Source organism: Rhodococcus sp. B7740 (assembly GCF_000954115.1).
In the GTDB taxonomy this organism is placed as follows: domain Bacteria; phylum Actinomycetota; class Actinomycetes; order Mycobacteriales; family Mycobacteriaceae; genus Rhodococcoides.
Genome location: NZ_CP010797.1, coordinates 677,588 through 692,106, shown reverse-complemented (window position 1 = coordinate 692,106; position 14,519 = coordinate 677,588). Strand labels below are relative to the sequence as shown.

Below are 14,519 nucleotides of genomic sequence, written 5' to 3'. Positions count from 1 at the left end.
GCACCCGAGTCGCTCCGCTCACGGACGCTCCCGCTCGTCCGACTGCGAATTCTTCACTCGAACGGTAATCGGAACGAACGACGCGGGGCGGGCATCCTGCAGTTTCGTGTCGATCGACACGTCCGCGACCTCTGCCGGGTCCGAGGGGACGTCGGCACTGCCGGGTCCGGATTCGGCCGCGGCCTCGGGTGACGGCGACTCGGTGGGTGCCTGCGTCGCAGAATGTGGAGCCCCGGAGGTCGTGTGATCTGCGAGCAACTGACGCAACAGCGCGATCACCACGACGCTCTCGGAGGCCACGAGCTCGACCAGATCGTGGCGCTCACCGCGCACCAGGGCCGCGAGCGCGCAGACCGGGCACCAACTGCATCCCTGTTGGTCACGATCCTGCTGCGTCTCGGCGACCCGGCGCAGGATCGGCTCGAGTCGCGTCAGCACGGTGTCCGCCAGGGCCAGCAAATCCGCCCCCAGCTCGGAATGGTCCGAGGTCATCGGATCACCCCGGCCGTCGGGTCGTAGAGGTCGTAGAAGTCACAGTGGCCACACGTCGGGATTCGGGCGAAAACGCACAACGAGGAACGGTCCGTCGAGTTCGGCGGAGTCGGCGATGCACCGACGCAGCACCGACGCCAATGTGATGCGCCGTCGCCTCCCGTCGGCACTGACTATCAAGTCGTCCTCCACTCGCCCCAAGCCCAAGGTCGTCGAATCCGCCACCGGCAGCAGCATTCTCATCGCATACACGGATTCGAGTCCGGTACCCGACTCGAGCACCACCGAAGGCTGCTCACCCCAGCCCGGCGCGCTCCGTTCGAGGGAGTCCGGTTCGAGGCGATCGGCCACATCTTGCAAGGGCCCCAACCCTACCGGTTCACCGGGAGCGTGCTCCACCTCCACGATCGGTACCGTACCGACGCGTCGACGCAGCTCGGCGACCGCGTCGAGCTGCGCCGCCCGCCACCTCTCGAACCAGAACACCGCCGGGTGAGCGCCCACGAGACCGATCGACGACGCGGTGAGCTTCGGCAGGATTCTGTTGACCAGAACACGATCGATTCTGATGCCGAGCAGAGCAGCCGCCGACAGTGTTCTCTCCGCGTCGACGACCGACAGCTGTTCGGCGGTGACGACGACGGTCGCCCCGGTACGAGCGGAGTCGGTGATCAGGGACCGGACGGAGCCGACCTGAGCGAGGATTCGCTCGATCATCGCCACCACGAGGGTCAGACGTACATCGGAGCCGGTGCCCGAGACCATCCGAGCATGCAGGGGCCAGATCCGCTCGACGTACGCGGCGACGGTATCGGGCAGCTGCAGCGTCCGCAGGGCATCCGCGGATGCGGGAAGATCGACTATCACTGTGTCCCAGCGATTCTCGTCGGCGAGACGGACGATCTCGTGCATACCGAGCAGCTCTTCGACTCCGGGAAGACCGAGCAGCTCCTCCGGTTCGATCGCCCCGAAACTCACCCCGTGCTCGTGTCCCGCGGACGCCACGGCCATCAGCGAGCCCAGCCCCCGGTACCGCGCTTCGAGCAACGCCAACGTATCGATCTCGACGATGTCGAGACCAGGAGCGATCGAACGAACACCGGACGAATCCTCGGCCTCTGCGTCCCCCGCGAATGCGTCGGCGAGCGAGTGCGCCTGGTCGACGGAGGCGATCAGCACCCGTTCACCGGCCTGAGCCAGTCGCAGACCCGACGCAGCCGCCAACGTCGTCTTACCCGCGCCACCTTTGCCGAGGAACAGCAACACCGTGGTGCGGGCTTCAGTGCGAGCGTCGGTCAGCCTTCGACCCGCTTCTTCAATTCCTTGAGCGCGGTGTCGGTGATGACCTTTTCTGCTTTGCGCTTGAACAGACCGATCATCGGGATGTTCAGATCGACGGTGAGCTCGTACGTCACGTCGGTGCCGCCGCCGGTCTCCTTCAACGTGTACGAGCCGTTCTGAGACTTCTGCATCTCACCGGACACGAGATTCCACGAGACCGAATTGCCGTCCGCCGCCCAGTCGTACTCGAGTTCGTAGGTGTCCTTGACCATTCCCGCATCGAGCACGAACTTGACGCGCTTGCCACGGCCGTCCTCGTCGACCTCGAGGACCTCGACGGATTTCGCGGCCGACACCCACGTGGGGTACGCGTCGAAATCGGCGATGACGTCCATGACCCGACTCGGTGGGGCTTCGACGACGATCGACCTCTGGGTTTTCTCCGCCATGACTACTGGTCCGCTTCCTCTCGGGTACTTCGATCAGCTCGGGTACTTCGATCAGCTCGGTTCGCTTCGGTGCCGTCGAACTCGCGCAGGCCTATCTCACACGATCGATCCGCCGCCGCACAACGCGAACCGGCCGACCGTACCGCGCGGTTCATTCACGAGCCGAAGTCGACGCTACGTGGTGGGGTGCCTCACCTGCAGACCGACCGGCCTCGAGCTCTCGTTTGAGCTCGAACGTCATCGCGCGTCCGGCCACCCGACGGGCATGCTGGTGCGCCGCGACGTCGGTGCCTGCGGCAGGTTCGGCATGCAGGAAGTAATGCACGATCACACCGTCGAGCGCAGGCTCGAGCCACAGTTCCATCGTTCCGACCACACCACCGCGCACCGCCCAGCGGATCCCCTTCTCGCCCCGGTCCTCGGTGATGGTCAGGTTCAGATCCGGCCACCATCGACGCCACCGAGCGGGCGATGCGAACGCATGCGCAACCCGCTCGCCCGAGGCGGCCACGAACGTCTGATCCGCAACTTGAATACTGCTCATCGACAGAGCTTCACACATCGGTTCCCCGGCCGTGCGCGTCCCCTCTTCCCTGGTCGTTCCTGCAGGCTCCACTCCCCTCTTTCCGGGTCGTTCCTGCGGGCTACACTCCGGGCGCATTTCGATGCCGCGAGCCCGGGACTAGAGTATCTGTGAAGCCGAGCTATCGACTTTCGTTCTCCCCGTTCTATCCGGAGGTAATCCCGTGCGCGAGTTCACCGTCGCCGCAAAATACGACATCGCGGACACCGACTCGGCTGTCGACACCGTCTTCGTCCGCGCCCGTAACTCACCGGACACGACAGTGTTCCGCCGCCAGGTCGATGGGCAGTGGCTCGACGTCACCGCCGCCGAGTTCGAACAACTGGTGGTCGGAGTGGCACAGGGCCTCATCGCCGCTGGCATCGAGCAAGGCGATCGCGTCGCCCTGATGTCGTCGACGCGATTCGAGTGGTCGGTTCTCGACTACGCGATCTGGGCCGCAGGCGGTGTCACGGTGCCGATCTACGAGACCTCCTCCGCCGGGCAGGTGGAATGGATCCTCGAAGACGCCGAGCCCGTCCTGCTGATACTCGAGAACGACGCACACGTGCAGGAAACGAAAACCGTTGTGGCAGCTGCGCCGTCGGTGCGGCAGACGTTCGTGATCGAGAACTCCGCCGGGTCCGACGCCGTACAGGCCCTGACCGACGGCGGATCCGAGATCACCGAAGACCAGGTACATCAACGTGTTTCGACACTCGCCTCGTCCGACCCGGCCACTTTGATCTACACCTCCGGAACCACCGGTCGCCCCAAGGGCGTCCAACTGACCCATGCCAATCTGCTCGCCGAATCACTCGGCATTCGCGAGACCTCGCTGAAATCACTGATGAGGCAGGGCCGCAGCACCCTGATGTTCCTGCCGCTCGCGCATGTCCTCGCCCGCGCAGTGAGCATCGCGTCGTTCGATGCCGGAGTCACGCTCGGCCACACCAACGACATCCCGAACCTCGTCGCGACGTTCGGTACGTTCCAACCGGACTTCATCCTCTCGGTGCCTCGAGTGTTCGAGAAGGTCTTCAACACCGCCAAACAGAAGGCGCACGCCGACGGCAAAGGCAAGATCTTCGACCTGGCCACCGAATGCGCAGTGGCGTGGAGTGAGGCGCAGGACACCGGTGGACCGGGAATCGTGTTGCGCGCCAAGCACACCGTGTTCGACAAGTTGGTCTACGGCAAACTGCGGGCAGCGCTCGGCGGCAAGTGCGAACTCGCCATCTCCGGCGGAGCGCCCCTCGGCTCCCGTCTCGGCCACTTCTACCGGGGCATCGGCGTGACGATCTACGAGGGCTACGGCCTGACCGAAACCACCGCGGCGTTCGCGGTCAACACCATCGGCTTCCAACGCGTCGGCAGCGTCGGGCGTCCACTGCCCGGCAACACCGTGCGCATCGCCGAGGACGGCGAGATCCAACTCCGCGGACCGGTCGTGTTCGACGGCTACTGGCGCAACGAGGTCGCGACCGCCGAGTCACTGGACGACGGCTGGTTCCGCACCGGAGACCTCGGTTCGGTCGACGAAGACGGGTACATCACGATCTCGGGTCGCAAGAAGGAACTGATCGTCACCGCAGGAGGCAAGAACGTCTCACCGGCCGGACTGGAAGACCAACTGCGGGCGGGTGCGCTGATCAGCCAGGCCGTCGTCGTAGGCGATCAGAAGCCCTTCATCGGTGCGCTCATCACCCTCGATCCGGATGCGTTCGATCGCTGGAAGTCCTCCCACGGCAAGGCCGCCGACGCCACCGCAGCCGATCTGCAGACCGACCCCGAACTCGTCGCGGAGATCGACGCCGCCGTTGCCGACGCGAACAAGTCCGTCTCGCATGCGGAGTCGATCAAGAAGTACCGACTCCTCCCCCACGACTTCTCGGAGGAGAGCGGTGAGCTGACTCCCACCATGAAGCTCAAGCGCAACGTCATCACCGCCGCCTACGCCGACGAGATCGAATCGATCTACGCCCGGTAGGTGCACCGCATCGCGATGACGCGCGTCAGATCAGCGACCGCAGCTTCTCGGTCAGCACGTCCCAGCGCCATTCCGCGTCCACCCACGCGCGGCCGGCATTGCCCATCTGCGTTGCCAGCGTGCGATCGGACAGGATTCGCACGATCGCGTCCGTGATCTCCGAGACCGACGTCCCATCGACGACGACACCGGTCTTGTTGTGCTGCACCGCTTCCGGCGCTCCCCCGGACATGCCCGCGACGACCGGTACGCCGCAGGACGACGCTTCGAGGTAGACGATGCCGAGACCTTCGACATCGAGACCGGCACCTCGGGTGCGGCTCGGCATCGCGAACACGTCGGCGATGGTGTGGTGGGCGGCGAGCTCCGCCGACGGCACGGTGCCGGTGAACACCACGTGTTGCTCCATTCCGGTGGATCGAACGAGCTCGCGCAGGGTCTTCTCGTAGGGTCCGCCGCCGACGATGACCAGGACCGCTCCGTCGACGGCCCGGCGGATCCCCGGAAGCGCGCGGATCAGGAAATCCTGACCCTTGCGCGGAACGAGCCGGGACAGGCACAGAACGGTGGGGCGATCACCGAGGCCGTAGCGCGCGCGAAGTTCCGCTCGCGCCGCGTCGTCGGGCACGAAGCGATCGGTGTCGACACCGGGCGGTAGATGTTCGAGGGCGGCAGTCCGCCCGAACGCCGAGCTGAAGCGCCCCCGGGTGTACTTGCTGACGTAGGTCACCACGTCGGTGTTCTCGCCGATCGTGCGCAGGGTCGCACGCCCGCCCGGCACCATCGACCAACCGACCTCGTGACCGTGCGTACTGGCCACGATGCGATCGGCCCCGGCCTTGCGCAGGTACGACGACATCACCGCCAACGGAGCCGACGCACCGAACCACACGGAATCGCAGCCTCGGGACTTCAGGATTCGAGCTGCACGACGCGCGACGAGCGGAGTCGGCAACATCAGGGTCGTCGGATGCCTGATCACCTCGAAAGGCTGCGCGGCATCGAACTTCTCGTGCGAGTCGCCCCGCCACCGCGGTGCGTACACCACCAGCTCGTCGGCCGGCAGTTGCGAGGCGAAGCTGTGGAGATAGGACTGAATACCACCCGGGCGAGGAGGAAAGTCGTTCGTCACGAGCAGAGTACGACGCATGGCGACAACCGTAGCGCCCCGTCTCAGCCGGCCTGGCGAGCCACCCAGTCGCCCCACGAGGCGACGAACTGTGCGCGGCTCGTTCCCAACACCGACGCGAAGGCAGAATCGGTGGAGCTGTCGGAGGCGAGCGACTCGTACAGGGTGCGCAGCCTCGACTCCCCGAATCCGTCGGCCACGAATGCGAACACCGACCACGCCGATTCGTAGGCCACACTCGATCTGGCCCCGCCTGCACCGAAGTCCTCGTTCTTGGGCAGCACCGTCGGAGGCCCGCCCGCCGCCACGATCGCCGCGAGAGTGGGGGCGAGTTGCACGAACTCGGCACCGGAATTTCGATACCCGGAATAGTCGGCGAACCCTTCCGACACCCACAACTCGGTACCGTCGGACGTCTTCGCCCTCGCCGCCACGTGGGTCAACTCGTGGCGCAGAACCGAGCGCACGGTGAAGGGCGTCAACCGCGTCGCGGCGTCGGGACCGAACACCACACGCTGACCCGTCGGACGGGAACCGTCGCCCACCACCGCGTCGGACACCGTCACTGCGGCCACCTCGGTGGACGGCGCGGATCCCGTCAGTTCGGCGAACTCCTCCGCGGAGGACGCGACGAACACCAGCCCGTCGCGCGCCCAATCGTCCCCCCAGAAGTCGGTGACGGCCGCGGTTGCCGACGGAAGTTCGGCGGCCAGGCTCTCGACGAACTGCTCGCGGTCCGGATGCCCCATGACCACCGATGTCCCGGCTGCGGTGGGCACCGAGCGCACCTTCAAGGGCCCGAAATCCCACGGCCCACGCCAGGTGTGGCGTCGGTATTCGGTCAGGTCCGCGTCGTCGACCAGCCGCCATCGACCGTCCCGCTCGGCTACGACCAATGAGACCGGCCGACGCGTCGGCGACGCGTCCGGCCCGGCGACCGCGTACTTCAGATACACCGACGGTGCCCAGACGTCGGTCGAATCCAGCGCCTCGGCGATCTGCGGCGGCACCGGAGTTTCGGGCTCGTCACCCAACTCGTAGTCGAACTCGGAGAAGGGCACGCCCGGCACCACGGCGGCCCGGCGCACCTGCGCCTCCACGAAGTCGGGGGCGGCCAGAGGATCCATCGACTCCCGCAGTGCATCGAGATCGCCGGAGCGAACCGCACGGGCCCACGAGTCCAGGAGAACGGTCACCTCGGCGCGACGCTGCTGATCGTAGGTCGGTGGGTTTCCCGCGACTGTGGAGTCGGCAGTACCTGCGCTGGACGTGCTGTCGAATCGGTGAACAAGAACGACCGAGACGGCCACCGCGGCCACGAGCACGACCGCGAGCAACCGCACTCGCAGCGATCGGGCGAGAACACTCAATCCGGAGCGCCGGTTCGAGCCACTCATGCAGGCGTTCGTCGATCGTCGAGGCGCACCTCAGTATCGACGCGCCCCGTAGTACGGGAACGATGCCATCGACTGAACCTTCACAGGAACACCGAAGGTGGAGGCATGGAGCACGTTGCCGTTCCCGGCATAGATCCCGACGTGAGAGATGTCCGGGTAGAACAGGACGACGTCGCCCGGCTGGAGATCCTTCTGATCCACCGGCGTTCCGCCCGCTGCCTGCGCCTGACTCGACCGCGGCAATGTCTTGCCCACCTGCTTGTAGGCCCACACGACCAAACCCGAGCAGTCGAAGCCGTCCGGACCGGTGCCGCCCCAGACATACGGCTTGCCGATCTGCGTCAGGCCGGCCTGCAACGCACTGGCACCCGATCCCGGCGTCAGATTCTGCAGAATGGTGGTGGGATCGAATCCTTCGGGCAGGGCCGATCCGGCCAGAGCCAACTGCTCGGAGGACGAGAGTGCACTGTAGGCAGCCATGACCTCGGCTATCTGACCCTGCAGCTCACTCTGCTTGGCCTGAAGGTCGTCGCTGACGGCCTTGGCCTGTTCGGCCGCGACACGTGCCTGGTCTGCGGCCGTCGTTGCGGCCTGCTCGGCCGTCACGGCATCCGAGCTCGCCTGCTTGAATCGAGCGACCTGGTCGGCGGTATCGGCAGAGATCACGTCCAGTGCAGACATCTGGTCGAGCAACTGTTGCGGCGAATCGCTGACCATCACGGCGAACAGTCGATTGGTCCGCGCACCCTGGTAATTGACGTTGGCGACCTTGTCCATGGCCGGTTTGAGCTGCGCCAACTGCGCCTGCGCTGCGTCCAGAGCGGCACGACTCCGGTCGACGGCGACCTGTGCGTCGAGTTGCTGCTGGTTCTTGGCGTCGAGATCGATCTGCGCGTTGTGCAGAGCTTCGTTGGTTTGCTCGGACTGGCGAGAGAGCTCGGCGAGTTCGGTCTGCGCATCGGACGCCGAGTCGAATCCCGGTTGCGCGGTCGCCGTCGTCATCGGGACCACGACCATGCACGCGGTCAGTGCGACAGCAACCACCGAGTTGCGGGCCAGCCGCAACGCTCGGGTAGATCTCGATAGGGCCACGGAAAGCGACTCTCCGTCCTCACACGTGTTGCCTCGAGCGAGGCAACGGTTGGAAAAGTGGACCGAAACCGAACCATACCCATGCTCTTGCGGGCGCGGACGTGAACACGGCCCGAAATCGATGGGGATTCGAGGTGACAGGTCACAAAGTAAACATCGACCAGGTCTCGATCAGATTACGAACTAGGGGCTTCCCTGTCCACCGGACCGGCGTGTCGCGCGGCCGGTGTCCGGATACGACGACAGGGCCGAGCCGATGGACGGCTCGACCCTGTCGGTCGATCACAGCGGACGTCGCTCGCTCGAATCAGTAACGGCGAGCACCGTCGAACGGCATCGAGGCAAGCGGAGCAACCTTGACCGGAACGCCGGAGGTGGATGCATGCACGACATTGCCGTTGCCGACGTAGATGCCCGAGTGCGAGCCGCCGTAGAACGACACGACGTCGCCGGGAACCAGGCTGTCGCGCGAGACCGGAGTGCCCGCGGCCGCCTGGTCGTAGCTGGTACGGGGCAGGCTGATGCCGGCCTGCTTGTACGCCCACTGGACGAGGCCCGAGCAGTCGAACGAATCCGGACCCGAAGCGCCGTACACGTACGGTGCTCCGATCTTGGACTCTGCGGCCTGAACGGCCTTTGCTGCCGGGGTGACCTGGGGTGCCAACGGCGCACCCGGTGCAGGCACACCCGGGATGTTGAGGGGAGGGAGGCCCGGGATGTCAGGAATCTCGAAGGTTCCGACGCCGGGAATGGTGAGGGGGGCCGCCATTGCGGGTGCAGCGGGAAGGATGACCACGCCTGCAGTGAGCGCTCCGGCTACGAGGACTCGCCGCAATGATCGGTTGGAAAGTTGTGACGCCACGAAAGATGGTGCTCCGTTTCTTCCTATCGTCCGCCGACCGAGTTAGCTGACGGGTTCGGGCTGGGAAGAGCAGCCCTACCCACCGGCCACCGTGTGGTGGCTCAGCGGGATTCACCCCAGTAGATATCGGGTTCCCGGTACGAACACTCTCGCGAGTGAACGATTAGGCGGTGACTTGCGACGCCACTCCGGTTTGGACTGGCGAGACTCCGCAAGGTCTCAGGAAGGTTACGAAATGGCATACCCCCGTGTCGACCCCAACTCGCCGAGGCGAGCGGATTCGGCTCGATTCTCGCTAGCCGGCGCGCTGATCCCCCGGTGTGTCACGAGTCGATAACAACGGAACCTCGGCGGTGTCGTCATCGTTCACAACGAGCTTGAGTGCGGGCACGAGGCCGACATCGGCGAGCACACCCATGGCACCGAGTTCTTCCTGCTCGAGAGTGATACGAGACGGCGGCCCGACCCACCGGCCGTCCGATCTCGACGGCATCCCCGGAGCCCCCAGAAGCACCGTCACGACGCAGTCCGCGCAGGCGATGTCACGGACCAGGCAGTCACTGCAGTCGATGATCATTGTGATCCTTGTCTCTTTGCGGTTTCCGGCGGCCGAATCGGCCGACGAAGCGAAAGATAGCGACGGGCACCGACAGGTTTCGTGACACGGCGACGTTCGACGGCACCATGAACGTTCTTGTCGGGGGTCGGCCCTAACGTCGTCGCGGTGAGCCTGCCCATCCAGCTGACGTTCGACGAACTCGACACCCCGCTGCACGAGACCACGTTCGTCGTCGTCGACCTCGAGACCACCGGCGGGAGCGCGGACACCGAGGCCATCACCGAAATCGGGGCGGTCAAGGTACGAGGCGGCGAAATTCTCGGCGAATTCGCCACCCTGATCGACCCGGGCAGATCCATCCCGCCGTACATCGTGGAACTGACCGGCATCACATCGGCGATGCTCATCGGCGCGCCGCGCATCGAACGGGTTCTTCCCGGTTTCCTCGAGTTCGCACGCGGTTCGGTGCTGGTGGCGCACAACGCCGGCTTCGACACGGGATTCCTCAGAGCCGCCGCCAGTCGTCTCGACATCGCATGGCCGCGGTTCCAGGTGCTGTGCACGGTCAAGCTGGCTCGACGAGTTCTGACGCGCGACGAGGCACCTTCGGTGAAGCTGTCGGCGCTCTCCACACTGTTCCGATCCGGTACCAGGCCCACCCACCGCGCGCTCGACGACGCCCGAGCGACCGTCGACGTTCTGCACGGACTCATCGAACGGGTGGGCAATCAGGGGGTTCACAGCTACGCCGAGTTGGTCGACTACCTACCCGCGGTGTCGGCCGGCCAGCGCGCCAAACGCGGGCTGGCTGCTCACCTTCCCGGTACGCCCGGCGTCTATCTGTTCCGCGGCCCGTCCGACGAGGTGCTGTACGTCGGTACGTCCAACAACCTCAAGCGGCGTGTGCGCAACTACTTCACCGGTTCGGAGACGAGAGGCCGGATGAAGGAGATGGTCGCACTGGCGACTCGCGTCGACCACGTCGAGTGTGCGCACGCGCTCGAAGCCGGGGTCCGCGAGTTACGTCTGCTCTCGGCGCACGTCCCGCCGTACAACCGCCGCTCGAAGTTCCCCAGGAAGGGGTGGTGGATCACCCTGACCGACGAGGCGTTCCCCCGCCTGTCGATCGTCCGCACACCGACACCGAACAGTCTCGGACCGTTCTCGGTTCGCGGCGACGCCGCAGAGGCCGCTGCGCTCGTCGCCGAGTTCTGCCGCCTGCGAACCTGCACTCGCCGACTCGCGCGCTCGGTTCGACACGGCGACCAGTGCCCGGCAACAGACGTCGGAGGCTGCCCTGCGGCACTGTGCGGCCCGTTGACGGCCGACGAGTACTCGGACGCCCCGAGGCAGTTTCTCGCGCTCGTGTGCGGTCAGGACGATGCCGTGCTGTACTCCATGCGCCGCCGCGTCGCCGAGCTCGCGGACAAGGAGCTGTTCGAGACGGCCGCTCGTCTGCGTGATCGAATCGCGATCACCGTCGATGCACTACGCAGGATGCACCGATCGGCGGCGGTGGCCGCCATTGCCGAACTCGTTGCGGCGAAACGAACGGCCGACGGCGGGTGGGAGTTGATCGTGGTGCGCTTCGGCCGTCTGGCCGGCGCTGCCGTCGCACCGCGCGGAGTGCATCCGATGCCTGTCGTCGATGCCATCACCGCGTCGGCCGAAACGGTGCTGCCCGATACGACGCCGCTTCGCGGTGCGCCGCCGGAAGAAGTGGGACTGATCGCGGCGTGGTTGCGCACGGACGGAGTCCGGATCGTGCGCACGAGCAGCGGGTACTGCAGCCCGGCACGGTCGGCGGGTTCGTGGGAGTCGTGGTGTCGGACGGCGAGAGAAGCAGCGAGGGCAGGAGTGGAGCCTGCGGAACGACCGTTCAAGGCAGGAGTGGAGCCTGCGGAACGGCTTTCGGGATATGGCAGCCATTAGGGTTTGGGGGTAGCTCGCGTCGGATACCGAGCTCGAGATGCTGGAGGAGCACAGATGATCAATGCCATCGTCTTGATCGACGCCGAGGCCGATCTGATTCCGGAGGCGGCGCAGGCCGTGGCCGATGTCGACGGGGTGTCGGAGGTCTATTCGTGTGCTGGGGATGTCGATTTGATCGCCATCGTCAAGGTTCGCGATCATGCTTCGATCGCAGAGGTCATCACCAAGCACATCAATCGAGTGAGGGGTGTGCGCAGCACCACCACTCACATTGCGTTCCAGTCCTATTCGAGTGCCGATGTCGATGCGGGGTTCTCGATAGGCGAATAGGTGCGTTCGGTGTCAGTCGGCGAGTTCGGTGGTGCATCGACCCCAGTCGGCGAGTAGCTGTGCTGCCGCGCCTGAATCGACTGTCTTTGCGGCAGTGACCAATCCGGCTTCGATCCGGGCGTGGAGGTCGTCGGATACGCCGTGGTGCGCTGCCATTGCTGCGGCAGCGTTGAGCAGTACTGCGTCGCGGACGGGGCCGTGTTCACCGGCGAACACTCGGTGCGCCACGGCCGCGTTGAATTCTGCGTCTCCGCCTCTGAGTGCTTCGATGGGCGCTCGGGCGATTCCGTAGTCGACCGGGTCGATGGTCTCGACCGTGACGGCCCCGTCGGACACCACGTGCACGGTGGTCGTGGTGGACAGGGTGATCTCGTCGAGGCCGTCGTCACCGCGCACGACGAGCACCGAACTGCCGCGTTGGGCGAATACGCCCGCGACGACGGGGACAAGATTCTCGAAGGCGCAGCCGATCAGTCCGGCGCGGGGGCGGCCGGGGTTGGTCAGCGGGCCCAGCACATTGAACGCCGTCGGGATCCCGATCTCCTTGCGAGCGGGACCGGAGAAACGCAGCGCGGGGTGATGGATCGGGGCGAAGCAGAACCCGATACCGACCTGCTCGACGCTCGACGCGACTCCGGCAGCGCCCAGGTTCACGTGCACTCCCAGCGCTTCGAGCACATCGGTCGTTCCGCTCTTGGACGACGCTGCGCGGTTGCCGTGTTTGACCACTCGTACACCACTGGCGGCGACGACGATGGCGGCCATCGTGGAGATGTTCACGGTGTCTGCTCCGTCACCGCCGGTTCCGACGACGTCGACGGCGTCACGGTCGGTCTCGACGAGAAGGGCGTGCGAGAGCATCGACTCGGCGAGACCTTCCAGTTCCGCAGGCGTCGGGCCCTTCATCTTCAGCGCCACCCCGAAGGCGGCGATCTGCGCGGCTGTGGCGTTGTCGGACATGATCTCGTCCATCACCCAACCGGTGTCGGCGCTCGACAGGTCGGAGTACGTGGTCAACGCTCCGAGAATTCGACGCCACGTTCGCGGCTGCTCGTCACTGGTCGGTGCGGTCATGGTGGTTGTGCCGTGCCCTTCTGCCGTCGATGCCCGTACGGTGCGGTGGAAGCTTAGCCAGAGGCTGCGCCGGGCTGCGCAGGCTGCAGTGCGTCCCACCCGAGTACCGCTCCCCCTCGTCGCTGGGCGAGCCCGGCCATGCGAGAACGCTCCTGTGAGCAGTGCAAGGCGTCGAGCACCTGAACACGTTGCAGTACCAGAGGCACGCCGTCGTCGACCCGAGGGCGGTAACCGGAGTTCTCCGGTAGATCGACGACCGGTCCCACCTCGTAGCCGTCCTGAGCCGCGACCGCCGCAGCGTCCTCGACTTGGTGCGAGGGCAACACCAGATGATGCCGGAGCACCACGTCCGCCGATTCCGTCCACACCGGCTGGGTCCTCGCTGCTTCGTCGAGCACGGCCGAACACGCCTGTGCATCGTCGAAGCAACTCGCCACTGTCACGAGGTCGTCACGGGTGGGGTCCAGAGGTTCTGCCGTCGATCGCGAGAACAGTCTCCGAAACCATCCACCCTCGGTGCGCTTTGCCATGAGGCCAGCCTTGCACGACTGGACCCTACCGGCCCGTACAGGGGCTCTCACCAGCACGGGAACAAGGACGGACCCGGATTCGTTCCGACACGACGCGCCAAGAGCGGACCCGGATATGCCTTCCGTACTACGACGGGTCATACTTCTCTTTGTGACGAGCGCTGTAGGGACTCAAGGATCGGCAATCACCCAACGCGTGCACTCGCTGAACCGTCCCAATATGGTCAGCGTCGGCACGATCGTGTGGCTGTCGAGTGAACTCATGTTCTTCGCCGGACTGTTTGCGATGTACTTCGTCGCACGCGCCCAGGCGAATGGAATCTGGCCGCCCGAGCCGACGGAGCTGAACCTCGCTCTCGCTGTGCCGGTGACCGCGGTGCTGATCGCATCGTCGTTCACCTGTCAGCTGGGTGTGTTCGCCGCCGAGCGAGGTGACGTCTTCGGACTCCGCCGCTGGTACATCATCACTCTGATGATGGGCACGTTCTTCGTGGCCGGCCAGGCGTACGAGTACTACCACCTGGTGCACGAGGGCACGACGATCTCGAGCAGCGTGTACGGCTCGGTCTTCTACATCACGACCGGCTTCCACGGACTGCACGTGATCGGCGGACTCATCGCCTTCGTCTTCCTGATCACCAGAACGTTGGTCAGCAAGTTCACGCCAGCACAGGCCACCGCCGCCATCGTCGTTTCGTACTACTGGCACTTCGTCGACATCGTCTGGATTGCCCTCTTCGCAACGATCTACTTCATCCGCTAGTGACAGTCAGCACGCCAAAGATAACGAGCGAACGGATTCAGCCCCCGACGTTCGGTCCGTCCCGACACGACAAGGGA

Annotated in this window: 15 protein-coding genes and 1 riboswitch; of the genes, 4 read left to right on the top strand and 11 right to left on the bottom strand. The window is 65.5% G+C overall.

Features of this window, described 5'->3' with window-relative positions:
* Positions 1-18 precede the first annotated feature (18 nt).
* The 4 genes from NY08_RS03260 to NY08_RS03245 all read right to left on the bottom strand — a co-directional run bounded on the left by NY08_RS03260 (position 19) and on the right by NY08_RS03245 (position 2,766).
* Positions 19-492, bottom strand: coding sequence for a hypothetical protein (locus NY08_RS03260; RefSeq protein WP_045194885.1), 474 nt, complete (start codon positions 490-492; stop codon positions 19-21).
* Between the two features lie 39 nt (positions 493-531).
* Positions 532-1,758 (bottom strand): ArsA family ATPase, encoded by a 1,227-nt coding sequence (locus tag NY08_RS03255; protein WP_082073677.1) that lies wholly within the window; start codon positions 1,756-1,758, stop codon positions 532-534.
* Positions 1,759-1,787: 29 nt separating this feature from the next.
* Positions 1,788-2,222, bottom strand: coding sequence for an SRPBCC family protein (locus tag NY08_RS03250; RefSeq protein ID WP_045194884.1), 435 nt, complete (start codon positions 2,220-2,222; stop codon positions 1,788-1,790).
* A gap of 151 nt (positions 2,223-2,373) precedes the next feature.
* Complete coding sequence (locus NY08_RS03245) at positions 2,374-2,766, bottom strand: polyketide cyclase / dehydrase and lipid transport (RefSeq protein ID WP_082073966.1); 393 nt, start codon at positions 2,764-2,766, stop codon at positions 2,374-2,376.
* A gap of 202 nt (positions 2,767-2,968) precedes the next feature.
* Here NY08_RS03245 and NY08_RS03240 point away from each other — a divergent pair, with 202 nt between their 5' ends.
* On the top strand, positions 2,969-4,774 hold the full coding sequence (locus tag NY08_RS03240; protein WP_045194881.1) for an AMP-dependent synthetase/ligase: 1,806 nt from the start codon (positions 2,969-2,971) through the stop codon (positions 4,772-4,774).
* A gap of 25 nt (positions 4,775-4,799) precedes the next feature.
* On the opposite strand, the gene NY08_RS03235 is transcribed toward NY08_RS03240, so the two are convergent.
* The 5 genes from NY08_RS03235 to NY08_RS03215 all read right to left on the bottom strand — a co-directional run bounded on the left by NY08_RS03235 (position 4,800) and on the right by NY08_RS03215 (position 9,831).
* Entirely contained in the window at positions 4,800-5,924 is a 1,125-nt protein-coding gene (locus NY08_RS03235) for a glycosyltransferase family 4 protein (protein ID WP_045194880.1), read from the bottom strand.
* Positions 5,925-5,947: 23 nt separating this feature from the next.
* Entirely contained in the window at positions 5,948-7,300 is a 1,353-nt protein-coding gene (locus tag NY08_RS03230) for a hypothetical protein (protein WP_052683708.1), read from the bottom strand.
* 30 nt (positions 7,301-7,330) lie between these two features.
* On the bottom strand, positions 7,331-8,317 hold the full coding sequence (locus tag NY08_RS03225; protein WP_218828422.1) for an NlpC/P60 family protein: 987 nt from the start codon (positions 8,315-8,317) through the stop codon (positions 7,331-7,333).
* 382 nt (positions 8,318-8,699) lie between these two features.
* Positions 8,700-9,254, bottom strand: a complete 555-nt coding sequence (locus NY08_RS03220; RefSeq protein ID WP_032394406.1) for a C40 family peptidase — start codon at positions 9,252-9,254, stop codon at positions 8,700-8,702.
* Positions 9,255-9,270: 16 nt separating this feature from the next.
* Positions 9,271-9,434: riboswitch (cyclic di-AMP (ydaO/yuaA leader) on the bottom strand.
* A 115-nt stretch (positions 9,435-9,549) separates the two neighbouring features.
* Entirely contained in the window at positions 9,550-9,831 is a 282-nt protein-coding gene (locus NY08_RS03215) for a hypothetical protein (RefSeq protein ID WP_032394407.1), read from the bottom strand.
* A 147-nt stretch (positions 9,832-9,978) separates the two neighbouring features.
* Between NY08_RS03215 and NY08_RS03210 the strand changes: the two genes are divergently transcribed.
* Both NY08_RS03210 and NY08_RS03205 read left to right on the top strand, forming a co-directional pair.
* The gene (locus NY08_RS03210; protein ID WP_045199629.1) at positions 9,979-11,745 is read left to right on the top strand and encodes a DEDD exonuclease domain-containing protein; all 1,767 of its coding nucleotides are present in this window, start codon (positions 9,979-9,981) and stop codon (positions 11,743-11,745) included.
* A 54-nt stretch (positions 11,746-11,799) separates the two neighbouring features.
* The gene (locus NY08_RS03205; RefSeq protein WP_027497377.1) at positions 11,800-12,075 is read left to right on the top strand and encodes an Lrp/AsnC family transcriptional regulator; all 276 of its coding nucleotides are present in this window, start codon (positions 11,800-11,802) and stop codon (positions 12,073-12,075) included.
* 12 nt (positions 12,076-12,087) lie between these two features.
* Here NY08_RS03205 and trpD read toward each other — a convergent pair whose 3' ends face one another.
* On the bottom strand, positions 12,088-13,149 hold the full coding sequence (trpD, locus tag NY08_RS03200; RefSeq protein ID WP_032394408.1) for an anthranilate phosphoribosyltransferase: 1,062 nt from the start codon (positions 13,147-13,149) through the stop codon (positions 12,088-12,090).
* Positions 13,150-13,202: 53 nt separating this feature from the next.
* Positions 13,203-13,679 carry a hypothetical protein gene (locus NY08_RS03195; RefSeq protein ID WP_045194875.1) on the bottom strand — a complete coding sequence of 159 codons (477 nt, stop codon included), beginning with the start codon at positions 13,677-13,679 and terminating at the stop codon, positions 13,203-13,205.
* A gap of 151 nt (positions 13,680-13,830) precedes the next feature.
* Between NY08_RS03195 and ctaE the strand changes: the two genes are divergently transcribed.
* Positions 13,831-14,442 carry an aa3-type cytochrome oxidase subunit III gene (gene ctaE / locus NY08_RS03190; protein ID WP_032394410.1) on the top strand — a complete coding sequence of 204 codons (612 nt, stop codon included), beginning with the start codon at positions 13,831-13,833 and terminating at the stop codon, positions 14,440-14,442.
* Positions 14,443-14,519 lie beyond the last annotated feature (77 nt).